22 protein-coding genes are annotated in these 23,184 nt (G+C 60.9%); 4 read left to right on the top strand and 18 right to left on the bottom strand.

Going from position 1 to position 23,184, the window contains the following annotated elements:
- Nucleotides 1–54: 54 nt before the first annotated feature.
- From AC1DCM_RS11840 to AC1DCM_RS11820, 5 genes are read right to left on the bottom strand one after another with little or no spacing between them, the layout of a single operon-like run.
- Nucleotides 55–1,626, bottom strand: coding sequence for a transporter (locus AC1DCM_RS11840; protein ID WP_477518344.1), 1,572 nt, complete (start codon nt 1,624–1,626; stop codon nt 55–57).
- The gene (locus AC1DCM_RS11835; RefSeq protein WP_442017087.1) at nt 1,608–2,474 is read right to left on the bottom strand and encodes an ABC transporter ATP-binding protein; all 867 of its coding nucleotides are present in this window, start codon (nt 2,472–2,474) and stop codon (nt 1,608–1,610) included. The genes AC1DCM_RS11840 and AC1DCM_RS11835 overlap by 19 nt, the downstream gene beginning before the upstream one ends.
- 41 nt (nt 2,475–2,515) lie before the next feature.
- Complete coding sequence (locus AC1DCM_RS11830) at nt 2,516–3,616, bottom strand: NADH:flavin oxidoreductase/NADH oxidase (protein ID WP_477518343.1); 1,101 nt, start codon at nt 3,614–3,616, stop codon at nt 2,516–2,518.
- The gene (locus AC1DCM_RS11825) at nt 3,616–4,617 is read right to left on the bottom strand and encodes a co-chaperone YbbN (RefSeq protein ID WP_477518342.1); all 1,002 of its coding nucleotides are present in this window, start codon (nt 4,615–4,617) and stop codon (nt 3,616–3,618) included. Before AC1DCM_RS11825 ends, AC1DCM_RS11830 begins: the two co-directional genes overlap by 1 nt.
- A gap of 38 nt (nt 4,618–4,655) precedes the next feature.
- Nucleotides 4,656–6,434, bottom strand: coding sequence for a DUF8094 domain-containing protein (locus tag AC1DCM_RS11820; RefSeq protein WP_477518341.1), 1,779 nt, complete (start codon nt 6,432–6,434; stop codon nt 4,656–4,658).
- A gap of 168 nt (nt 6,435–6,602) precedes the next feature.
- Here AC1DCM_RS11820 and AC1DCM_RS11815 point away from each other — a divergent pair, with 168 nt between their 5' ends.
- Nucleotides 6,603–7,895 (top strand): AI-2E family transporter, encoded by a 1,293-nt coding sequence (locus AC1DCM_RS11815; RefSeq protein WP_477518340.1) that lies wholly within the window; start codon nt 6,603–6,605, stop codon nt 7,893–7,895.
- Nucleotides 7,896–7,910: 15 nt separating this feature from the next.
- Here the strand turns inward: AC1DCM_RS11815 and AC1DCM_RS11810 are convergent, their stop codons facing one another.
- On the bottom strand, nt 7,911–8,708 hold the full coding sequence (locus AC1DCM_RS11810; protein ID WP_477518339.1) for an alpha/beta hydrolase: 798 nt from the start codon (nt 8,706–8,708) through the stop codon (nt 7,911–7,913).
- Nucleotides 8,709–8,741: 33 nt separating this feature from the next.
- Nucleotides 8,742–9,086, bottom strand: a complete 345-nt coding sequence (locus AC1DCM_RS11805) for an ATP/GTP-binding protein (RefSeq protein ID WP_224090942.1) — start codon at nt 9,084–9,086, stop codon at nt 8,742–8,744.
- Between the two features lie 49 nt (nt 9,087–9,135).
- On the opposite strand from AC1DCM_RS11805, the gene nucS reads away from it, so the two are divergent.
- From nucS to AC1DCM_RS11790, 3 genes are all read left to right on the top strand, one after another.
- Nucleotides 9,136–9,831 carry an endonuclease NucS gene (nucS, locus tag AC1DCM_RS11800; protein WP_442003856.1) on the top strand — a complete coding sequence of 232 codons (696 nt, stop codon included), beginning with the start codon at nt 9,136–9,138 and terminating at the stop codon, nt 9,829–9,831.
- Nucleotides 9,832–9,928: 97 nt separating this feature from the next.
- Nucleotides 9,929–11,176, top strand: coding sequence for an N-acetylglucosamine-6-phosphate deacetylase (locus tag AC1DCM_RS11795; RefSeq protein ID WP_477518338.1), 1,248 nt, complete (start codon nt 9,929–9,931; stop codon nt 11,174–11,176).
- A gap of 279 nt (nt 11,177–11,455) precedes the next feature.
- Nucleotides 11,456–11,659 (top strand): cold-shock protein, encoded by a 204-nt coding sequence (locus tag AC1DCM_RS11790; RefSeq protein WP_018776337.1) that lies wholly within the window; start codon nt 11,456–11,458, stop codon nt 11,657–11,659.
- A 164-nt stretch (nt 11,660–11,823) separates the two neighbouring features.
- Here AC1DCM_RS11790 and AC1DCM_RS11785 read toward each other — a convergent pair whose 3' ends face one another.
- From AC1DCM_RS11785 to atpB, 11 genes are all read right to left on the bottom strand, one after another.
- Nucleotides 11,824–14,322 carry a phosphatidylglycerol lysyltransferase domain-containing protein gene (locus tag AC1DCM_RS11785; RefSeq protein ID WP_477518337.1) on the bottom strand — a complete coding sequence of 833 codons (2,499 nt, stop codon included), beginning with the start codon at nt 14,320–14,322 and terminating at the stop codon, nt 11,824–11,826.
- A complete protein-coding gene (locus AC1DCM_RS11780; RefSeq protein ID WP_477518336.1) occupies nt 14,319–15,617 on the bottom strand; it encodes an alpha/beta hydrolase in 1,299 nt (432 codons plus the stop codon). Before AC1DCM_RS11780 ends, AC1DCM_RS11785 begins: the two co-directional genes overlap by 4 nt.
- 5 nt (nt 15,618–15,622) lie before the next feature.
- A complete protein-coding gene (locus tag AC1DCM_RS11775; protein WP_477518335.1) occupies nt 15,623–16,054 on the bottom strand; it encodes a DUF2550 domain-containing protein in 432 nt (143 codons plus the stop codon).
- Nucleotides 16,055–16,064: 10 nt separating this feature from the next.
- Nucleotides 16,065–16,349, bottom strand: a complete 285-nt coding sequence (locus tag AC1DCM_RS11770) for a F0F1 ATP synthase subunit epsilon (protein WP_442003852.1) — start codon at nt 16,347–16,349, stop codon at nt 16,065–16,067.
- 1 nt (nt 16,350) lies between these two features.
- Nucleotides 16,351–17,802 (bottom strand): F0F1 ATP synthase subunit beta, encoded by a 1,452-nt coding sequence (gene atpD / locus AC1DCM_RS11765; RefSeq protein ID WP_431115631.1) that lies wholly within the window; start codon nt 17,800–17,802, stop codon nt 16,351–16,353.
- A gap of 83 nt (nt 17,803–17,885) precedes the next feature.
- A complete protein-coding gene (locus tag AC1DCM_RS11760) occupies nt 17,886–18,776 on the bottom strand; it encodes a F0F1 ATP synthase subunit gamma (RefSeq protein WP_477518334.1) in 891 nt (296 codons plus the stop codon).
- A 76-nt stretch (nt 18,777–18,852) separates the two neighbouring features.
- The gene (gene atpA, locus AC1DCM_RS11755) at nt 18,853–20,490 is read right to left on the bottom strand and encodes a F0F1 ATP synthase subunit alpha (protein ID WP_442003985.1); all 1,638 of its coding nucleotides are present in this window, start codon (nt 20,488–20,490) and stop codon (nt 18,853–18,855) included.
- Between the two features lie 85 nt (nt 20,491–20,575).
- Nucleotides 20,576–21,403: a F0F1 ATP synthase subunit delta gene (locus AC1DCM_RS11750; protein ID WP_442017076.1), complete on the bottom strand. Its 828-nt coding sequence runs from the start codon at nt 21,401–21,403 to the stop codon at nt 20,576–20,578.
- A complete protein-coding gene (locus tag AC1DCM_RS11745) occupies nt 21,403–21,960 on the bottom strand; it encodes a F0F1 ATP synthase subunit B (protein ID WP_216923955.1) in 558 nt (185 codons plus the stop codon). Before AC1DCM_RS11745 ends, AC1DCM_RS11750 begins: the two co-directional genes overlap by 1 nt.
- A gap of 50 nt (nt 21,961–22,010) precedes the next feature.
- Nucleotides 22,011–22,229, bottom strand: a complete 219-nt coding sequence (atpE, locus tag AC1DCM_RS11740; RefSeq protein ID WP_003804776.1) for an ATP synthase F0 subunit C — start codon at nt 22,227–22,229, stop codon at nt 22,011–22,013.
- Nucleotides 22,230–22,308: 79 nt separating this feature from the next.
- A complete protein-coding gene (gene atpB, locus AC1DCM_RS11735) occupies nt 22,309–23,109 on the bottom strand; it encodes a F0F1 ATP synthase subunit A (RefSeq protein WP_442003849.1) in 801 nt (266 codons plus the stop codon).
- Nucleotides 23,110–23,184 lie beyond the last annotated feature (75 nt).

The raw sequence follows: 23,184 nt of genomic DNA, 5'->3' as shown, positions 1-23,184 counted from the left end.
TATTAAGAAGAGGTTATCCCATGTCCCATGAGCTGGTCATGGTTGTTACGCGGTTTAGCGGTTCACACTGAGCTGGGCGAACATCTCCGGGCCCCGCGCATCCAGCCATCTACCGCCAAGGCGCACCCCGGCAACCAACAGAACCATTCCCACAAGTGGACCCACCACAAGGTTAATCCAGCCAGGGACGACGCTGCCGGTAAACAGTTGGGCTCCCATCAGCGCAAGCTGCGGGAGGAGCAAAAGAACCAGGACACCCATGCCTATCATTTGCACGGCCAGTGTCTGGGCAACGTTTCCGGGTGGCTTCTTGAACGGGCTGTCACCGGGCAAGGGCACGGCAATGTTGTATCGCGCGGAGATCACCGAGGACAACCCCAAACCAGTGAACAGAGTGCCCAGCGACAGGCCGATCAGGTTCGGAGCCCATGCCCAGGAACCAGTAAAGAAAAACGGACCTATGGAAAAAAGAAGCACAAGAGGCAGGGAAATGGTCAAGCACGCCATGGCACGGCCCAGGCGGTCATCCACACCCCTGACACCTGATGCCAGATGGAGGGCAAAAGCGGTGTTGTCATAGGAAACATCAGCGCAGATGGACCACGCCATGACAAACGCCGTCAGTGGCCCAAGAAGCATGAGCATGCCGTAATCGCCGCTTTGGCTCCCGCTGAAGAAGAAGATCACAGGAAACAGTGGAACCACCACCAGCGAGCCCGCATAACGGGGGTCTTTCATCCAATAAATCAAGGCGCGGGCAGCAACCGCGCCGGCCGGTGTACCTGGCAGGACATCGAACAAGCCACGCTTACCGCCCTTCTTGGCCGAACCTCCGGCGTACGGCGGCGTCACTAAAGCATGTTGAAGCAACGCGTGCCAGCACAGCAGCAATCCGGAAACTGTTGCCCCAGCAATGAGGAGTTTCAGTCCGGCGGAAACAACGTCTCCAGCCTCAAGGTCACCGCCCAGGGACCAGGCCGCGCCAAGAGGAGTCCAGGACACTGTACGGGCAAGCGCAGGGAGATAATCCGCCGTGCCACGAACTCCGTCGACGATACCCACGATGATGGGACCCATCAGCATGAGCGGGATGAAAAAGACGAGGCTGCTGACGTCCTTGAAGCGGCGGGACGATGCCAGTCCGGCAGTCGCCGTCGTCACTACTTTTGACAACACTATGCAGGTCAAGGCCCCCAAAAACGCGCCCAGCAACGCACCCGCCACCGCTGGAAAACTGCGCCACCACGTACCAACAGTGGCAAGCGCGGTAAGGGCTGTGGCGAGGCCCGGGATACCAATGAAACCTGCCAAGGCAAGGCCGGTGAGAAGCTGGCGGGGTGGGATCGCAGATGTGGTGAACCGGGCGGGATCCAGCGTCATGTCAGCTGCGGATGCAAGAAGGGGAACCACTGCCCAGCCAAGCAGCGCTGCAGCCCCGCCCAATACCACCACCGTGTGGGCGATTTCAGCGTCCGCCCAACGCAGGGCAATCAAGGCTCCAATCAAAAGGACCATGATTCCCAGCGCATACAACAGCCCGATGCCCATGCCAATGAGCTGCGCCGGGCTGCGCCTGAAGCCGTTCAGGAGCAACCGCCATTTAAGGCTTAGAAGGTGCGCAACCACTCCAGCCCCTCCGTCCGGTGCCCGCCGCCTACCAATTGCACGAACCGTTCCTCCAGCGTGGAACCGTTCCGTACTTCATCCACGGACCCCGCCGCGAGGACGCGTCCTGCTGCCACAACTGCCACATGGCTGCACATGCGCTGCACGAGGTCCATGACGTGGCTGGAGACGATGACCGTACCGCCGGAAGATACGTAGCTCTCAAGGATGCCCCTGATGTTGGCTGCCGATACCGGGTCCACCGATTCAAAGGGCTCGTCCAATACCAGCAGGCGGGGAGCATGGATCAAGGCCGAAGCCAACGCAATCTTCTTGGTCATACCGGCCGAATAGTCAACCACCAAGGATCCGGCATCGGCTTCAAGGTCCAAGGCAGCCAACAGTTCAGATACGCGCGGGCGAACCACGTCCCGGTCCATGCCGCGGAGCAGGCCCGCGTAGGTGACCAGCTGTTCCCCGGTCAGCCGGTCAAACAAACGGACGCCGTCCGGCAACACACCCATAAGCTTTTTGGCCTCCAGCGGCCGTGCCCAAACATCCACACCGTGGACCAACGCCGTTCCGAAGTCCGGCCGCAGCAGCCCTGTGGCCATCGACAACGTGGTGGTTTTGCCGGCACCGTTCGGGCCAACCATTCCATAGAACGAACCAACAGGAACCTCAAGGCTCACGCCATCGACGGCGATTTTCCCACCGAACCGCTTGGCCAGGCCACGGATGGACAGGGCCGATACAGGCAAGTCCGTGTGCGGGTCTGCTGACAGCCCGGGTTCAACGGCAGATTGCTGCGGTGCAGGCTGGCGAATGTGGGATGGCTCGGGGAGTGGCTCATGGCGCGGTTCCGTCATGAGACCAGCCTAGCCCCGGCTTCCAGTGGTGCCGGGAGGTGCTAGAAGCCGTGGCGGGGTATGGCCCTCTGGTACTGCGGAACCCAGGAAATATCGTGTCCGAGCTCGTACGCGGCCCTGAGCCACCAGTGCGGATCCCGCAGTGCAGCGCGGGCCATGAAGACCGCATCCGCACGTCCATTCGCCACGATATCCTCGGCCTGCGTGGCACTTGTGAGAAGGCCCACAGCACCAGTGAGTACACCGGCGTCGCGTTTTACTTGTTCAGCGAATCCAGCTTGGTAACCGGGAGCGGGCCTGATCTGCTGATGGGCGACGGCCCCGCCGCTGGAGACGTCCACGAGGTCGACACCGTGTTCGGACACCGCCTTCGCGAGGCGGATAGAGGCGTCAACATCCACTCCCCCTTCAGCCCAATCAGTTGCGGAGATCCGCAACAACAGTGGCATGGAGTCCGGAATGACCTCCCTCACGGCGTCCACCACCGCCAGCATCAACCGGTTTCGCCCGTCCTCAGTTCCACCCCAACTGTCCGTTCGTGCGTTGATAAGGGGGCTTTGGAACTGGTGCAGAAGGTATCCATGGGCGCCGTGGATCTCCACAGTGTCGAAACCTACGGCCACAGCCCGCTCAGCTGCGGCAGCAAAGTCGGCAATGACTCCCTGGATGTCTTCTTCGCTCATGGCTTCGGGCGCTGCATAGCCGTCGTAGGGCTGCTGGGCAGGACCAAAAGTGACCCACCCGCCGTCGGATGCTGGAACGGAACCGGTCCGGTCCGAAAACGGCCAGTAAGTCGACGCCTTACGCCCGGCGTGCGCCAGCTGGGCGCCGATCTTGCAGTCGACAGCGCCGTGCCGGTGAACGAAATGGACAATCCGCTCCCAGCCAGCTGCCTGCTCATCGGAGTACATTCCAGCATCCCTGGGGCTGATACGGCCGGATGCATTCACCGCAGCAGCTTCACTCAGGATCAATGCAGCACCACCGGCGGCAAAGGATCCGAGGTGCATCAAGTGCCAGTCGTTGGGTACGCCTTCCCCGGTTTCAGGGGTGCAACTGTACTGGCACATGGGTGACACCCACCCACGGTGCGCAATGCCCAGCGAACGGAGCTGCAGGGGTGTGAACAGCGCCGAGGGCACTAGAAAAGAACCCTCGCAAGCCCTTGACGGGCTTTGGCCACCCGCTCATCCGAGGTGCCCACTACCTCGAAAAGATCAAGCAGGCGTAGACGGGCGGTCTCGCGCTCGGGACCGAAATTCCGGCCGATGAATGCAATGATGCGGTTGAATCCATCCTCGATGTGCCCGCCGGAGACGTCGAGGTCGGCCACGCCCAACTGGGCCTGCACGTTATCGGGCTCCTGTGCGGCCAGTTCCCGCAGGTTTTCAGCTTCGGCAGCTGACATCTTCTCAAGCCGGGCCATCAGCTCCACCTGCGCCAGACCTGCTTTGGCATCGGCGTCTGCAGGCATTTCCAGCAGTGCCTGCTTATAGGCCGCGGCTGCCCCCGCGTAGTCTCCGGCCTCGATCGCGTCGATGGCTGCTTGGTGGAGGGGAGGCAGCGGTGCTGGTTCCGCTTCGCCCTCCGGCGCAGCATCGCCGATGCTCCCGGTGACGCCATTGGCCGCCGCAACCTTGAGCAGCTCATCAACGAGGCCACGGATCTGCTCGTCGTCGGCAGGACCCTGAAAGAGCGGCACGGGCTGGCCCTTGACCACGGCGACAGCCGTGGGAACGGCCTGGACCTGGAAGGCCTGTGCGAGTTGAGGGAACGCGTCCACGTCAGCGGCAGCAAGAATCAATCGACCGCTGTAGCTTTCGACGACGCGCTGGGCAGCGTCAAGGACGGCCGGAGATTCGGCGGCATAGCGTGACCAGAGAAGGAAGAGGACAGGTATCTCGGCGGACAACTGCACCAGATCCTGGAAATTGGTTTCGGTAGCGTCCACGCGAAGGGGTGCACGTCCCGATTCAGCTCCGCCTGATCCGCCGGATTCCGGAGTACCGGAATCGGCAGCCGCGCCTGCGGGCGGGGACTGGGGTGGGGCGGCGGGCCGGCGCAACGACGAGAGGTCGACGGCGCCGCGCAGGTTGAGCTGGCTGGCAGCGGCTGGAGTGGGTCGGTATCCGGGCGAACTCATACCGTCCACTCTAGCCGCTGCCCTGCCAAGGGTGTGCCCTACTTGAAGCTGGCTCCCACAAGTCCGCGGGTAGCCGCTACGAGCTTCATGGGATCAGCTGAACCTGCCGGCGGAATGTAAACCGCCACGGACTCGGCGAAGTTCAGGACCATGCCGGTGGTGGTTTCCTTGCCGCCGGCGAAGACAGCGGAGTCGTCCTCAAGAATGAGTTTGTCCCCTGCCGCTTTCGGCGTCCCTTCGAAGGCGAAGTCCAGGCGTCCCACAACCAGGGCGCCGCCGTCGGCTGTGCGCAGCACCACGGTCTGGTTGTTCACGGGGGTGTGGGAGAACTTGAAGTTGGCACTCGTCCCGTTCTTCACGGTGTCTGCCTGGTAGGCAAGGGCACCGGCGATGTACGGCGAGGATTGACCATCAGCCAGCTTGCTCCTGTTCGGCGAGTCAGGAGTTGTCAGCATCTCACCGAGGATTCCCAAGGCTTCGTTGCCGCTGTAAGCCAAACCGGTCTTGTCATCGGCGGCCGCAGGAGCGGTTCCGTCACGGGGAACGGGGAACGAAGGGAAGTTGGTGCCCGGCTGCAACGGAGCGCTGCCCCAGAGCTTGTAGTTTTCCCGTGGTGAGAGCTGAACCAACGTCAGGACCTGGGGCACGACGTTGCCCTCGCCCTGGGTCAGGGCGAACACGGTACGGGGCCAGTCGCGCTTGGTACTGATGACGCTGCTCTGGAGCTTGGTGGCACGAACCGGCATGCGGGGCTCGTAGGCAGACACCGTAGAGCGGATCTTGTAGTTCTGAGTGCGGACCTGGAGTTCCATCTTGTCCACGCGCGGCGCGAGCTTTGCAGCATCCTTGGCGGCATCCGCTGCGTCCACAGTGCTGGCAACCTGCTCCAGGATGCGCTGTAGCTGCGATTCGAGCATCACAGGTGCTGCGTCCCCTTCCGTCGCAGTGGAAGAAGAGGGGCTGGAAGTGTTCGTAGGCTGAGGGGTGGACGTTGCCTGGGCAGCGATTGCCGTACCTCCCACAAGCGCGGTGGCAAGTGCCGCGGCAACGGCAGTAATCCGCAGGCTTGAGCCTTCCGCTCCAGCGCCCCGGGGACCATCAACCTTGCCGGGCGGCGCCTGGACGGGCAGGGAGGTGGTTTCCCCGCCACTGTGCGGCCCACCGAAGTCATCACCATTGCGGTGCTCATCGCCCTTGCGGCGGTTGCTGATGGCCTTGGAAATGAACGGGAGGGCTACGCCGGCAAGCATGATGATTATGCCAAGCACGATGAGCGGCACGGCCCAAGGCGTGGTTGCGTTATTGGGGAAAGTCATCGAGATGGACGACGGCGCGGGCTTGGTTCCGTCGCTGGCAACCAAGAGAGACCACTCGCCTCCGGCAGGCGGATTCCAGGTGTAGTCCAGCTCTCCACTGGCGTCTTCAGTGTTAACCCACAGATCCGAACCGACAGGAGAGGGAGCTGTTGGTTCGCCGTCGGAGGAGGCCACTTCAAGGGACTTCTGGTCCTTGGAGACACCAGTCAGAGTATTGTGGGCGGTTTTACCCACCCAGGCTTCGACGTCGTCCGGGCGGCCCGTAGCGACGATGAAGTTGCCTTCACCCTGGATCTTGATCTTCACCGGCCCGTCATGGAGGGCGATCAACTTTTGGTCGATCACGGTTAGCGGGGCAGCTTTTGTGTCACTGGGAACCGAGGCCGTCACGGTCTCGGCGGGGGCCCAGAAAGTCAGCTGGCCAATGCCGGCCAGCATCGTCAGCAGGCCCAGCAGCACCAGCAAGGCTGCAGTCTTCAAACGCACAGGATCACCTATCATCAGCGGTCGTTGAACTTCAAGGGTAACCGTTTTGTTATCAAAGAGTCAGATCGGCCCATGGCAACGGAGACGCCCAGATCCCTGCAATGGCGCCGCGAAGGCCGGATTCCGGGCTCCTGATAGTGTGGCGATGATCATGATATCCGGTAGAAAAGGCAGCAGAACCGCGTGAAAGACCACTTGGAGCCCCGTCCCATCGATGAGTCCGGGTCAGCCGTGGTGGATGCCCCCGCGGATGGGACGTCCGCTACTGTTCCGATCCATACCGGGCGTCTGGCCGCAATAGCCCGCAAGCTGCGGCAACCCATTCCCGGAGCCCGCACACGCGTCCGGTTCGAGATGCCTCCCGAGGACGAGGCCGTTGCCGTCGCGGAGGGCATCAAGGCCGACGAGGACAACGATTTCGGCGCTCCAGGTCCCCGCATGTCGTCCCAGCACCCGCTGTATGTGGGCTTCATGGGCACCGCGGGGGTTGGCGTGGCCCTGCTGGTCTTTTATATCGCCAGCAATACCACCCAGCTGATCCTGTGGATCGTTGCCGCACTCTTCATCGCCCTCGGCCTGGATCCGGTAGTCCGATGGCTTGAGACCCGGAAGGTCCCACGCCCCGGCGGCATCCTGATATCTGTCTCTGTCCTGGTCCTTGCGGTTGCCGGGTTCTTTGCAACGTTGATTCCCACCATCGTGGAACAGGTTTCCGAGATCGTCCGGCAGGCGCCGGAGTGGATACGGGGCTTCCTCGACTCGGATTTCTTCCGGACTGTGGACAGCCAGTTCGGCATTCGCGACCGCATCACTACCGAACTGGATAAGTTCGTCAAGGATCCCGAAGCCATGGGCGGCATCTTCGGTGGCGTGGTGGGCTTCGGTTCCACAGTGGCCAACGGATTGTTCGGCACGCTGATTGTCCTGGTGCTTAGCCTGTACTTCCTGGCTGCCCTGCCATCCATGAAGAAATGGGCCTACCGCCTGGCGCCTAGGTCGCGCCGCCCCCGCGTCGAGGCACTTTCGGAAGCGATTACCGATTCAGTAGGCAACTACGTGATTGGCCAGGCTTGCGTCGCCCTGCTGAACGCATTCTTTGCCTTCATCGTCATGAGCATCCTCGGCATCCCCTTCAGCGTCCTGCTTGCCTTCGTGGTGGCGCTGTTGGCCTTCATCCCGCTGGTTGGCGGCATGATCGCCGCCGTCGTGGTTATCCTCGTGGCGCTCACAGCCGGCTGGCAAACAGCCGTCATCTATGCGATCGCCTACTTTGCCTACCTGCAGTTCGAGGCCTATTTCATCTCGCCCCGCATCATGCAGCGGGCTGTGGCCGTGCCGGGCGCAGTAGCCGTGATTTCAGTCATCGCCGGCGGAAGCCTGCTGGGTGTCCTGGGTGCGTTGATTGCCATTCCGACAGCGGCGGCCATCATGCTGCTGATCAAGGAAGTCTTCATCATGCGCCAAGACAGGCACTGACTTTCCCCAGCCTACTCATGCCGCGGTGGCGACCGGGCCCGCCCACTCACGTGGCAGCCCGTCCACGCCGGCACCTGCTGCAGTGACGTCGTCGACGATTTCGTCCAGGACACGCGCCGCGTACTTCTCCCCCACCCACAGGTGCTTGGCACCGTCGACGCCCACCAGCCGGGCTTGGGGTACCAAGCTGAAGCGCTGGGCTGCTTCTGCAGGGCGAAGATAATCGTCGTGTTCCGGAACCAGCACGGTAAGCGGCTTGCCCGAGGCTGCCCACTCCTTGAGGTGGACATCCGTTGCCCGGTGCAGCGGTGGAGACAACAGGACCGCACCCTCGATCTGCGACGCCACGGGTTCAACTGCGCCGTACATCAGTGCAAGTTCCGTCCCGAACGACCAACCCACCAACCACCGATTCGGCAGGCCACGCTCAACAGCGAAACGGACAGCTGCTTCGACGTCGTAACGCTCGCCGATGCCCTCTTCAAACTTGCCCTGGCTGGTCCCGCGCGGCGAGTGTGTGCCACGGGTATTGAACCTCAGGACCGCTACGCCTGCCAAAGCCGGCAGCCTATACGAAGCCTTGCGGTAGACATGGGAGTCCATGAAGCCGCCATGGGTCGGCAGCGGATGGAGGGTGATCAACGTTGCACTGATCTTCCCCGATTCCGGCACGGCGAGTTCCCCCAGCAGGAGTTTTCCGTCTTCCGTGGTGAATTCCACATTCTCCCGACGCGCGGGAAGGACGGTGGAGGCCCGAATCGCCGACGGAGCATCCTGCGCAGTGAAAACGAACGAGGCGGGGTCAAAAGTCATGCCACCAAGCCTAAGGGAACCAACGGGACCTGGTCAGCGATACCGGTAGGTCCGTGACGTCCAGCAGTTGGTGTGCCAGTGCCTGCGCTCGGCCAGCCCGGCCGCTTCGCCAAAAAGGTGGTTATCCGACCACACCACCAGATGTGCGATGCCTGGGAGGATGGCTGTCGAGCAGCCGGGGCAGATGTACTGCTTCTCCGCCTTCCTCGCCGTCATGGTACGGACCATCCAGTCACCATCCGGGGCGCTTTCCCTGCGCGCAATCCCCGCCCTCGCCCGTTCCAGATCCAGTTCCGGGGCCTCGTCTGCCCACTTGCCGGCAGGTTTGTTCGAACGTGTGCTGGCGGCGTTGCGACGAGGGCGGTTGGAGCGGGGCATGATTCCATTCTGCCCCAGCCACCGGCCGCCAACGGGTAAGGTAAGGCGGGTGCGACTCGTCATAGCCCGTTGTTCTGTTGATTATGTTGGCCGTCTCAAGGCCCACCTCCCCCTCGCCACCAGGCTCTTGCTGGTCAAGGCCGATGGCTCGGTACTGGTGCACTCCGACGGCGGTTCGTACAAGCCGTTGAACTGGATGAGCCCGCCGGCCACGCTGCGGGTTACGTCCCCTGAGGAAACCGAAGTGGAAGAGGGCGTGGTTGAGCAGTGGACCGTGCAGTCGGCCAAGACCGATGATCGGCTCATTATCAACATCTATGAACAACTGCATGACACCTCCCATGATCTGGGTGTTGATCCTGGGCTGATCAAGGACGGCGTGGAAGCTGACCTGCAACGCCTCCTGGCAGAACAGATCGAGACCCTCGGAACCGGGTACTCACTCATCCGCCGGGAGTACTTCACCGCCATCGGACCCGTGGACATCCTTGCCCGGGACGCGAGCGGCGCCACCGTGGCGATTGAGCTGAAGCGGCGCGGCGACATCGACGGCGTCGAGCAGCTGACCCGGTATCTGGAGCTGCTGAACCGGGATCCACTACTGGCGCCAGTCCGGGGGATTTTTGCAGCCCAACAGATCAAGCCCCAAGCCAAAGTCCTGGCCAACGACCGCGGAATTGACTGCATAACACTGGACTATGACGCCATGCGCGGCGTGGATGACAGCGAATCCCGGCTCTTCTGATTCTTCCCTGTTCTCGCTCGGTTCTCCCTGGGTTCTCCCCGGGGTTTTCCCTGGGTTCTCCCTCTGGGGGGAACCTTAGGCCACTAGAATCAGAGTCATGACTGCCGCAGACCATTTTGCCCATTCTTCCGCGCCCAGCCAGCAGATCCTCACGGGAACACTTGTAAGTGACGGCGCGGTGGTGGAAGACGGCCTCCTGGCCATCGACGGCGACCGCATTGCTTATGCCGGGCCGGCGGACGGCTTTGACGCGGATGAGTTTGACGGCTTCGGGCACGCCATACGCATCGGTGCGCCCAGCGGCCACTTCATCTTCCCTGGTTTGGTGGACGTCCACTGCCACGGCGGAAATGGTGGGGACTTTCCAGGCGGGGAGGAGGCCTCGGCCCGCAAAGCAGTTGAGTTCCTGCACCGCTCCGGCACCACAACTTTCCTCGCGAGCATGGTTACCGCGCCCCGGGAGGACCTCCTTCGCGGGATCGAACTGTATGTGAAGCTCGTCGACGAAGGCCTTGTGGCCGGCATCCACCTGGAGGGCCCTTTCCTCTCCCATGCACGATGCGGCGCCCAGAACCCGGACTACCTGCTGGAGCCGGACCTGGACCTCATGAACGAACTCGTGGGTGCTGCCGCCGGCAAACTTGCCACCATGACATATGCCCCGGAATTGCCGGGGGCCGCTGCCTTGGTAGATTTAATGACCTTCCACGGCGTGACGCCATCGTTGGGTCACACCGACTGCGACGACGCCACAGCCGCTGCGTCGTTGGCTGCGGCCCGTGAAGGACTGGAATCGGCAGGGTTCGACGGCGTCAGCTCGCTCCCGACCGTGACGCACCTTTTCAATGGGATGCCACCAATGCACCACCGCGCGCCAGGCCCCGTTGCTGCTTGCCTGCGGGCCGCCCAGTCGGGGAAAGCAGTGCTGGAACTCATCGCCGACGACACGCATCTGGACCCCAGCACTGTGGCTACCGTATTTCAGTTGGTGGGCGCTGCCAACATTCTTCTGGTGACCGATTCAATGTCCGCTGCCGGGCTTTCGGACGGAAACTACATGCTCGGGCCCTCGCCGGTGACCGTGAGCAATGGCGTGGCGACCCTGGATTCCACTGGTTCCATCGCAGGAGGCACAGCCACACTCCTGGAAGTGGTCCGCAAAACCGTGGCGGCGGGTGTCGCCCTTCCGGACGCCATCTGCTCGGCGACTGCAGTGCCTGCAGCCATTCTTGGACTCTCTGACGAGGTGGGTGGATTGCGGCGGGGCCTTCGCGCTGACGTTGTTACTACCGATCAGGAACTGGGCCTTACTGCGGTCATGCGTAACGGACAGTGGCTGGCTTAGGACAATCAGACGACGGTGAATTGCGGTTGTCAGCGTTACCTTCTTTTTACCGAAAATTTTCCCGAATTGCCTTAAAGACCGTTGACCTCCGGCACGGCACATGAAAGTGTTGTAGCAGTCTTTGTGTAGGTGGTTTTCATGCTCGCAAGACGAGTTGCGAGCGTGAAGCTCCTGCGAAACCATACAGGCCAAGCCTGGACGGAATCCGGATCTTCTCGCGGAGTAACAAGGGCCGGTACGAGGTGTATCGGACTGATGTTCCATAATGAGGAGAAATACATGGCACTGGGAACCGTCAAGTGGTTCAACGCTGAAAAGGGCTTCGGCTTCATCACCCCGGATGACTCGGATGGGGATGTTTTCGTTCACTACTCTGAGATTCAGACCGGTGGTTTCAAGACCCTCGATGAGAACCAGCGCGTTCAGTTCGAGATCGGTCAGGGCGCCAAGGGCCCCCAGGCAACCGGCGTTACGGTCGTCTAGTCTTACCTGTTGATTTTGTTTGTTGCAGTTTCAACTGACATGTTGGTCCCGGCTTTCGAGGCGGGACCAACATGTTTAATAGTCAGAATGTCTGATATTTCAACGACTCCTGTTACAAACCGTGAAGAAATGCGGGACGCCATCTTGGAATAGGCGTTGACAATTCAAGCAACGAGGGTTCGCAGTAATCTGGCGGATTGTCGAACAGACAATCCCGGAAGGTATGCGCGACTCAATGCCCTGCCTATTGCCGGGAGGTGCAACGGGTCTTGGTAATACATGTACAAAGTTCGGTAGTCCGGTTGGAAACGTGATTTAAAAGAAGCCAACGATCGGAAACCATAAACAGGCTCCAGCGCCTGGCCAACCAGGTCCAGCATGCCGGCAAGTCCCTCGGCCCGCTGATCAATCTCACCCTTTTCCCGTGCCAGGGGCGAACCGGAAAGGGATATGGCGTCCACGGACTCCCGGAGATGCAGGATGGCCGAGGCAATCAGGAATTCCATCACTCCGGGGAAGGCATCGCCACGGCGACGCATGAAGTCCAAGGTCCAGCTCACAACGTTGCCGTCCCGGTAGACCGGAAGCCAGCTGGTCACCCCGTAAACGAACCCCTTTGCGTCAGTTGCCACGCAGCACAACACATCAGGGTCCTCGAGCTCATCCAGGCCGCCCAACGTGAACCCCATCTCAGGTACGCGCTTTTGCGCAGCCCACTCTTCGGACACCTCGCCCACTTGCGCCCGCAGGGCATGCGGAAGCGCGGCATACCGACCCCATGTGGCGGTGATTCCCATCTTTGCTGCCCGGTTGAGTGATGTCCTGACGTTCTGCCACTCCTTGCCGCGGAACTCCAAGCCCCTGATCCTCAAGCGGGTTTCCTGGGCGACGGCAACCCTTCGAAAACCGCGGGCCTGAAGCATAGGCCATAATTCATCGGTGCAGGAGTAGAGGCAAGGTATCAAGGCATGCTGGGAGCAGTAGTCAAGGAATCCTCCAGCCGTCTCCGCATGGTGCTCCTTCGCACCTACGGGACCCGCCAAAGTCAGGGCGACATGGCCATGCTGCTGATAGGCCACTCCCCCGGTCCCCCGGGGATTGAACCAGTATTTGTTCGGCTCCCAGAGCGCCATCCAAGACAGCGAATCACCGCCGGTTTTCACCAATTCACGTGCGCGATCCCTTCCTTGATGGTCCAAACCTGCGGAATGGTGGCCTCGGATGAGGAGTACCCACGCTCCAATCAATGCCACTAGCCAGAAGACGGTGCCGGAGTAGGAAAACAGGAACACTTCAAGAGCGTCGCGCTCAGCAAACACTTTCCGGTACACGCTGGGCAACGGAACCGGCAGGTACTGTCTGGCGAGCTCGGCACCCAAACCCAAGAGGCCGCCGTCGCGCGTCATACCGCCTGAAGCCAACCACACGCCAGCGTACGCGAGCGCCAGTGTTCCGCCGGTGAGGCCAACGAGCCAGAAGACCCGCCGCCGCATCCGGGCAGAAGACTCAACGCGGAAATGTCCACGATAAGCGAACAAGAGGACCGCCAGGGTCAGCGGAACCAAGACCAGGGGAATGAGATGTACAACAGCCGGGTTCAACGTGGGCACTCGACGCCCTTGAGGCAACGGGATGCTGGCGAAAAGCCCCAAATAAACTGTGGAAAGGGCCACGACCAACAGTTGGACACCGATGGCTATCCCAAGGGCCAGACGCCTGCCACGACGCATGCCCTCGGCGCAAATGAGCAACAACACCACGGGCACGACAGCCAGGGCCAGCCCGAAAGGGCCCGTGTAACCCTGGCGGCTTAACTCAAGGCAAGCAACGTCGATTGTCCCACCGCAAGTGCTTTCCAATTGGCTCAGTGTCGGGAGCGGGTTCAGGATGACATCCCGCAAAATTGCCAGAGGACCGGACGGGCTCTTGGCGGCAGCAGTCAGGATAGGGCCGGCAGCGAAAATGGCCATGGTGAGGGCCAGCAGGTTCCGGACTTCGCGGCCCGTGGAGCGGTGTAAATGAAGGTGACCCTGGCTGCTCTGCATCCACCAGGCAGCTCCAAGGCCGATCAACGCTCCCACAAGGCCCATCACTGTCTCGGCATGTCCGATGTACAGCACCAGCAGCAGGGACAAGGAGAGCACCACGGTCCTCAGGCGTCGTTGCCACAGCGTCGGCAGCAACGCACTGGCTGCAAGTGCCGTAGCGATCAGGGCGCCATAGGGTCCGATCAGCGGGGTATCCACCATCCTGGAGATCCAACCGTCATCCATGTACAGCGCCACTTGGGTGACCAGGAGGAACGCCGCAATGCACGCAAACTGACTCCCCAGGAAGACACCGGCCGTCCGGAGGAAGCCGAAACGCCGCTCCGCCAGCCCCAACAGGAAGAGGATCATGAGGGCTGCCGTGACAAACGCCAACAGGTTGGTGGTGAAGAACAGCGACGTCCAGATGGACCACCACTGCCCCGACCGCAGACCGGCCAGGGTCACTCCCGCCACAGGCAGCAAGGATTCTGCAGGTCCCGCAAGGATACTTCCGGACAGAAGGGACACCGCTACGAACAAGGCAAGGACGAACGTGGTGAACGGTGTGGCGCGGAGATGTTTGGCGGTCTGCCTCAAGGCCGGCTGCACGACGCCTTTCAGGGCAAGGCTCATTGGCTTAGTCCCCATCGGGAAGACAGGAACTCCAAGGCACCAGGCATACCCCTGACCACTGTGTCCCAAGAGTGGCCGGCGTGTTGAATGGAGTGCGCTTCCGTGGTGAAACCCGCTTCCTTCCCAGCATCCGCGAGAACGTGCATGTAGTCGGTAAACTCAGTGTCAGTGGCTCCTGCAGCCAAGTACAGGCCGCTGCCTTCGTAATTCCGCTGCTGCATCAAGAACAATGGCGTCCTTGACTCGAAAGCGCCCACGTCGCCTTCGAACGAGTCTGCGATGGTCTTATTCCGGTCCTTCGCCAGGGAAGGCTCCCGTTCAGCGGAAAAACCCACTATCGAAGTGAACAGTTCGGGATGGTTTGTCCCCATCTGTACGGCGCACGTACCGCCGAACGAAAAACCACCAACAGCCCACAACCGATGATCTTTTGATACGTCCAAGGTGGAGCTGATCCAGGTGGGCACATCCTGGGACAGGTAAGTGTCAGCCTGCGCGATGCGGCTGTCCATGCACAGCGTATTGGCGTTTCCCGAGCCATTTGGGTCCACCACGATCGCGACCGGTGCGATGCCGCCATGGGCTTCAGCAAACCTGTCCAGTTGTGCGCGGAGTTGGCCCCCGGTTAACCAGTCGGCCGGACCACCGGGCTGCCCTGAAAAGAGCACCAGCACCGGCAAACTTGGCCGTGCTGCAGTTTGATAGGCCGGTGGAAGGTAGATGTAGGCTTCGCGTGCTGTGAAGCCCGATGCGTTTCCCGGGATTTGAGCCTTCCGAAGGATGCCGCTCCGCGGCATTGACTCCGGAGCTTTCCAAACCGAGGGCGCAGGTCCCGGCTTGCTGTCCGGAGCGCGTTGAAGGCTTGACTCCAAAGGTTGAATCCGGGCGACGGCCGTGCCCAGAAGGTCAGCGACAGTGTTGTTGAGGCCAAAGTACGCATTGACCTGGACGAGGCTCACGAGGACTACGCCAAGCATGGCAGCAAGGCTTCGGACACGGCTCTTCCAGGTGGCGCGCGGAAAGCGGGCCCCAAACAGCAGGGCGGCCGCGACAGCCGGAACCGACCAGGCCACAGTCTCAAAGGGAAGATTTTCCGAGAAGATGGCCATCAGATCAACCAGGATCCAATGTGCCAGGACCACAAGGCCAACAGCACCCGCCAAGCAGGCTGCGACCGCCAGCGGCCRGGAAGATTGGCGCTTCCACAGCAGGTACACCGCCCCCGCCATGCCCGCAATGATGCTCAACCACAGGAATGGACCATCAACAAGGCTGATGTCCAGAAGAGAATCCATGGGGCCTAACGCCAGGTTCCGACGCCGATGACAGGCCCGGCTTCGAGCCAGGAGGAAAGACCGGCATAGGCATCGAAGTTCATGGCAAGCATGAACTTCTTACCTTCATATTGGAGTTCAACCACGACGACGCCAGGCTGCACCTTGACGAGCTCATCCTCAGTCGGTTGACGCCGGCCAAGAAGCTCCAAGGAACTGCGTTTGTATCTATGTTTTGGGATCACGCTCAGGGACACCAAGCGGAACCACTCAAGTTCATTGTCCTGATAACGACAAACCCCCATCTGCCAACTGTTTCCAGCCGTGCAAATGGAGGCGTCAACCGTGCCCAGGGCGCGCCGCAGGTTGAAGCGGCGCACCCCAAAAAGGCACAGTGAAAAAATCAGCAACGCAAACGCCGTTGCCAGGGCGATGAACGGAATAAGGGAATCGTCCATCAAGGTCGTGCTATCGGATCCCCGCTGTAGCCGCTTCGCCCATTTGGGCGTTGTCAGCAACAATGACCACACGATCGTTGTCCACGGAGAAGAATCCACCGTCAACAACTACCGCAATACGGTCACCGGAAACCGGCTGGATTGCCAGCTCACCCTCAGCCAGGATGGCCAGGAGGGGCGAGTGGCCCGGCAGGATTCCGATTTCACCATCGCTGGTGCGGGCCTTCACCATCTTGGCCGCGCCGGACCACACAAAGTGGTCCGCTGCGACAATCTCAACCTCGAGCTCAGCCATACTACTTGGTCTGTTCCTGGATCTTGGCCCATTGGCGCTCGACGTCATCCAGGCCGCCGACGTTGAAGAACGCCTGCTCTGCGATGTGGTCCAGCTCGCCGTCGCAGATAGCAGTGAAGCCTTCCACGGTGTCCTTGATGGACACGGTGGAGCCTTCGACGCCGGTGAACTGCTTGGCGGTGTAGGTGTTCTGGGACAGGAACTGCTGGATACGACGTGCACGAGACACGACGATCTTGTCTTCTTCAGACAGTTCGTCAACGCCGAGGATGGCGATGATGTCCTGGAGTTCCTTGTTCTTCTGCAGGATCTGCTTTACACGGACAGCCGTGTTGTAGTGGTCCTTGCCGATGTACTGGGGGTCCAGGATGCGGGAGGTCGACGTCAGCGGGTCAACGGCCGGGTACAGACCACGGGAGGCGATTTCACGGGAAAGTTCCGTGGTCGCGTCGAGGTGTGCGAAGGTCGTTGCCGGAGCTGGGTCGGTGTAGTCATCAGCAGGCACGTAAATAGCCTGCATCGAGGTGATGGAGTGACCCTTGGTGGAGGTGATGCGCTCCTGGAGGAGACCCATCTCGTCAGCGAGGTTCGGCTGGTAACCCACTGCGGACGGCATGCGGCCGAGCAGCGTGGAAACTTCCGAACCTGCCTGCGTGAAGCGGAAGATGTTGTCGATGAAGAGCAACACGTCCTGGTTCTGAACATCGCGGAAGTACTCCGCCATTGTCAGAGCCGACAGCGCAACACGCAGACGCGTTCCCGGCGGCTCATCCATCTGGCCGAAGACAAGGGCGGTGTCCTTGAGAACGCCGGCCTCTTCCATTTCAACCCAGAGGTCGTTACCTTCACGGGTACGCTCGCCAACACCGGCGAATACCGAGGTACCACCGAAGTTGCGGGCAACACGGGTGATCATTTCCTGGATCAGAACGGTCTTGCCAACACCAGCGCCGCCGAACAGGCCGATCTTTCCACCCTTGATGTACGGGGTGAGGAGGTCGATAACCTTGATGCCGGTCTCGAGCATCTCCGTGGAGCCCTCGAGGGAAGCGAAGGACGGAGCCTTGCGGTGGATCGGCCAGTAAGCGTCAGCCTTGATCTCGGACTCTTCAACATCCAGCGGCTTGCCGAGGACGTTGAAGATGTGGCCCTTGACGCCGTCGCCGACGGGCACAGAGATCGGAGCGCCGGAGTCCCGCACGGTGGTACCGCGGACGAGTCCGTCGGTAGCCTGCAGGGAGATGGCGCGAACGAGGTTGTCACCCAAGTGCTGGGAGGTCTCGAACGTGATGGTCTTGGTCTGGCCATTGAGAGTGATCTCAGTGGTCAGAGCGTTGTAAATCGAGGGGATTGCGTCAGCCGGGAATTCGACGTCGACAACCGGACCAATAACACGGGCAATGCGGCCGGTGGCACCGGCCGTTGCTACGTGTTCGGTAGCAGTGGCAGTCATCTCTCTCACTTCACTCAGTAGATGGCGTGGGGTTAAGTTTATCTGTTTGGTGCAGGTGCGGCTTCGAGCCGAATCCGTACCGGCTAGGACGCGAGGGCGTCGGCGCCAGCCACGATCTCGGAAAGCTCCTGCGTAATCTCGGCCTGACGGGCCGTGTTGCGAAGGCGCGTGTACTTCTTGATCAGGTCCGTAGCGTTGTCACCGGCCGACTTCATGGCGCGCTGGCGGGCTGCGAGCTCGGAAGCTGCCGCCTGCAGCATGGCTGCGAAGATGCGGGACTCGATGTAACGCGGAAGCAGGGCGTCAAGGACCTGCTCCGTTTCCGGTTCAAACTCGTACAACGGCAGCAGCTCTGACTCCGAGGCTGCTTCCTCTTCGACGACCTCCAAGGGAAGCAAACGGATAACCGTCGGCTCCTGGGTCACCATGGACTTGAAGCGGGTGTAGACGACGTGGATTTCGTCCACGCCACCCTCTTCGAAGTCAGTGGCGAAGTCTTCGAGAAGTGCCGCTCCGACTTCCTGTGCGGTTTCGAATTCCGGTGCGTCCGTGCCGCCAGTCCATACACGGGCGTAGTCACGGTTGCGGAAATCGAAGTACGCTTGCGCCTTGCGGCCCAACAGGTACGCCTTGACTTCCTTGCCTTCTGCATGAAGAAGCTCGGTGAGACCTTCAGCCTGCTTGAGCACACTCGCAGAGTAGGATCCTGCAAGGCCACGGTCCGAGGTAATGATCAGGACTGCGGCACGGCGGATCTGCTCCGGCTCGGTGGTCAGCGGGTGGTCGATTTCGGTCTGGCTTGCGACAGCAGAAACGGCGCGGGTAATCGCGTTCGCGTAAGGCAGTGAAGCTGCTACGCGGGCGCGGGCCTTACCGATGCGCGAGGTAGCGATCAGTTCCATCGCCTTGAAGATCTTGCGCATCGACGTCGTCGAGCTGATCTTCTGACGGTAGACCCGAATCTGGGCTCCCATACTTATCCTTTCCTAAGTTCCCGACGTACTGCCCTGCCGGGGCCCTTGCGGACCCCGGCAGAACAGGTCATCGAAACTAGCGCTTCTGCTTGACGATCTTTTCCTGGTCGACGTCGCCACCGGAGATCGGTGCGTGCTCTTCGTGTCCGGCGCCAACCAGGTGGTTGTCGCCCTCGCCGAAGAAGCCCTTCTTGAAGGAGACGATGGCTTCCTTCAGTGCGGCAGCGGTGTCGTCATCCAGGACGTTGGTCTGAGCCAGCGTGGTCAGGATGGAGGACTTGTGCTTCAGGTGTTCCAGGAACTCGGACTCGAAGCGGCTGATGTCTTCAACCGGGACGTCGTCCAGGTAACCGTTGGTACCAGCCCAGATGGAGACAACCTGGTCCTCAACCGGGAACGGTGAGTACTGGCCCTGCTTGAGCAGTTCCATCAGACGTGCACCACGGGTCAGCTGCTGGCGGGAAGCCGCATCCAAGTCCGAAGCGAACATGGCGAATGCCTGCATGTCACGGTACTGCGCCAGGTCCAGCTTCAAGGTACCGGAGACCTTCTTCATGGACTTGACCTGGGCAGCGCCACCGACGCGGGAGACCGACACACCAACGTCAACAGCAGGACGCTGGTTGGCGTTGAAGAGGTCAGACTGAAGGAAGATCTGGCCATCAGTAATGGAGATCACGTTGGTGGGGATGTAAGCGGAAACATCGTTGGCCTTGGTTTCGACGATCGGAAGACCGGTCATCGAGCCTGCGCCGAGCTCGTCAGAGAGCTTTGCACAACGCTCCAGCAGACGGGAGTGCAAGTAGAAGACGTCGCCCGGGTAGGCTTCGCGTCCCGGCGGACGACGCAGCAGCAGGGAAACCGCGCGGTAGGCTTCGGCCTGCTTGGAAAGGTCATCGAAGATCACCAGAACGTGCTTGCCACCGTACATCCAGTGCTGGCCGATAGCCGAGCCTGCATACGGTGCCAAGTACTTGAAGCCGGCGGGGTCCGAGGCCGGGGAGGCCACGATGGTGGTGTACTCCAGCGCGCCATGGTCCTCAAGGGTCTGGCGCACTGCGGCAATGGTGGAAGCCTTCTGGCCAACACCAACGTAAACGCAGCGGACCTGCTTGGTGACATCGCCCGAAGCCCAGTTGGCCTTCTGGTTGATGATGGTGTCCACAGCGATTGCGGTCTTGCCGGTCTGGCGGTCACCAATGATCAGCTGACGCTGGCCACGGCCGATCGGAATCATGGCGTCAATAGCCTTGAGGCCGGTCTGCATCGGTTCGTGAACCGACTTGCGCTCGGTGACGCCCGGAGCCTGGAGTTCCAGTGCACGGGTGGTCTCGGCCTTGATCTCGCCGAGGTCGTCGATCGGTTGGCCCAGCGGGTCGACAACGCGACCGAGGAAGGCATCGCCAACCGGTACGGACAGGATCTCACCGGTGCGGTGTACTTCCTGACCCTCTTCGATACCGGTGAAGTCACCGAGGATAATGACACCGATCTCGCGGACGTCAAGGTTCTGGGCCAGGCCCAGCGTGCCATCTTCGAAGCGAAGCAGCTCGTTCGCCATGACCGAGGGAAGACCCTCAACACGGGCGATGCCGTCACTTGCGGTGGTCACACGACCAACCTCTACGCGCTCTGCGTTTCCGGGTTCGTAGGACGCCGCGAACTCGTTCAACGCATTACGGACGTCGTCGGCGTTGATGGTCAATTCGGCCATCTGCAGTCCCTGCTCTCCTGTTTTCGTGATCATCGTTGCTCACGATGACCGGGTTTTATATCAGTTAAGTTGTGCTTTGTCTTCGCTAGCCAGCGAGCTGACGGCGGAGGTCGGTCAGGCGGCCGATAACAGAAGCGTCAAGCACTTCATCGCCCACCTGAACCCGGATTCCACCAATGAGGCGGGGGTCAACATTGAGGTTGACCTTCAGCTCGCGGCCGTACAGGGCGTTAAGCCCGGCCTGCAGACGGCTGGCCTGCGTTTCCGTCAACGGACGGGTAACGCTGACAGTAGCAATCCAGCGCTGCTGACGCTTGGCTGCAAGCTTGGCGAAGGACTCGACGAGCTTGCTCGGCTTGACACCGCGCGGCTGTGTTACGGCTTGGCTGATGAGAACCTTTGCTTCCTCGCTGGCGCCAGGAACAAGCTTCTCGGCAAGTGCCACCTTGGCCGCTGCGGATGCCTGCGGCTCAGACAGAGCACGTTGTACTTCGTGGCTGGAAGCGACGGCCTGGTTGAAAGCAAACAGATCGTTTTCCAGCTCTTCCAGCCCCGTAATACCAGAGGCAGAAACGGCCGACTTGTTTTCAGCTACGGCAATGACAACCGTGGCGGCAAGAGTCTCGAGTGCATCGCCGATATCGCGTGCAGATGCCCAGCGTAAGCCAGCCAGTCCGCCTGCGATTTCAGCAGCATCAGCGGAGACTTTTCCGCTAACCAGCTGCTTGACCAGCGCCGACTTCTCGTCTCCACTACGGGACGGGTCAGTCAAGGCGCGGCGCAAGCCAGCCGAGCTGTCCACCGTTCCCAGGATTCCGAAGAGGTCCTTTGCCAACTGCAGCGAGGCAAAAGGAAGCTTTGCTTCCAACTGCGCCAGCGCCGTGGTCAGCGATTCGCTCGATATACCTGCCATTACTTAGCTGCACCTGCGTTCTGGGTCTCCAGATCTGCCAGGAAGCGGTCCACAACGCGTGCGGCACGCTCATCGTCAGTGAGTGCTTCACCAACGATGCGGCCAGCCAACGTGGTAGCCAAAGTGCCAACCTCTGAGCGAAGCGAGACAACAGCTGCCTGGCGCTCGGACTCAATGGCGGCGTGTGCCTGCTCGGTGATGCGGGCAGACTCGGCAGCAGCCTTCGCCTTCAGGTCCGCGAGGATCTGGGCGCCTTCAGCGCGTGCTTCTTCGCGGATCCGGTTGGCTTCGGCGCGGGCATCGGTGAGCTGCTGCTTGTACTCTTCAAGAGCTGCAGAAGCTTCGGCCTGTGCCTTTTCTGCCTTTGCGATGCCACCTTCAATCGCTTCGGCGCGCTCTGCGAAGGTCTTCTCGAACATCGGGACAATGAACTTGACCACGATGTACAGGAGGACAGCAAAGCCGACGAGGACGACACCCATTTCCCAAACATTGGGAACGAGAGGGTTAGTGGCCTCTTCGCCTTCAGTGGCGGCTGAGATGATCAGCTGATTCATATTTCACCCGTCCTATCTACTCGTGTGTGGAATTCGCCTGGTTCTTCGGTTTACTTGAGAACGAAAGCGAAGACCAGGCCGAGGATGGCGAGGGCTTCGGTCAGAGCAAGACCAAGGAACGCGATCGGCTGCAGCACGCGCTGAGCTTCCGGCTGACGTGCAACACCGTTGATGTAGGCGGCGAACACGAGACCCACACCGATACCACCGCCGATGGCCGAGAGACCGTAGCCGATGAGGTTGAGGGAGCCGTTGATGGAGCCTTCCATTTTTTCTTCCTTTCAAGATGCCGCCCGTGCGGCAGGTTGTTTGGGTTGCTTCATCCCCGCGAGGGGAAGATTTGGGAGCCTAGTGGCTGTCGGCGTGCAGTGCGCCTTCGATGTAGATCGCGGTCAGCAGAGTAAACACGTATGCCTGCAGGGCCATGATCAGTGCTTCCAGCATGTACATTGCGATGGCGCCGGCCAGGACCAGGACCGAGGCTCCCTTGAGCAGGACGTTCTCCTGCATGACAAGGAACTCGATGCCGGATCCGGCGAGCATGACGATCAAGTGGCCGGCCAGCATGGTCGCGAACAGACGGAGGCTGTGCGTGACGGGGCGGACCATGAAGTTCGAGATGATTTCGATCGGGACCACGATCGGCAGGATGTACCACGGCACGCCCGAAGGAACCGTTGCCAGCTTGAAGTACTTCAGGCCGTTTTTCTTGATGCCGATTGCGATCCATGTGACGTATACAACTGCAGCGAGCACATAGGCGCCGCCAACGTGCGAGAAGCTCGGGAGCTGGATCACGGGGATAGCGCCGTAGATGTTGTTCACCAGAATGAAGAAGAACAAGCTGAACAACAGCGGGACGTACTTGATGAAGTCCTTGCCGCCGATGATGTCCTTGGCGATGCTGTTACGGACGAAGCCATAGGCCATTTCGCCTGCGAACTGCAGCTTGCCGGGAACCAGCTGCTGCTTACGTGCAGCGAGGATGAAGAATGTAGCGATAATGACGACCGAAAGGATCACCAGCAGCATCTGCTTGGAGAAGCCATCGTGCGCACCCCAAGGCAGGATTGCCGGCAGGTGCATTTCGTCGATTCCGGGTGGGGTGAATGACCCCGAATCCTGGGCGGGGAGCGCAAGCGCGATCAACGCGTTTCCTCTCTGCTGTGTCCATCATTGGGCATTGGTTGGAAGCCGGACGCGCTCGACGCATCCATATTCCGT

It is taken from the genome of Paenarthrobacter sp. 10N417 (assembly GCF_056394745.1).
The sequence above is the reverse complement of the archived record's forward strand: the minus strand, read 5'-3'. Positions and strand labels throughout refer to the sequence as shown.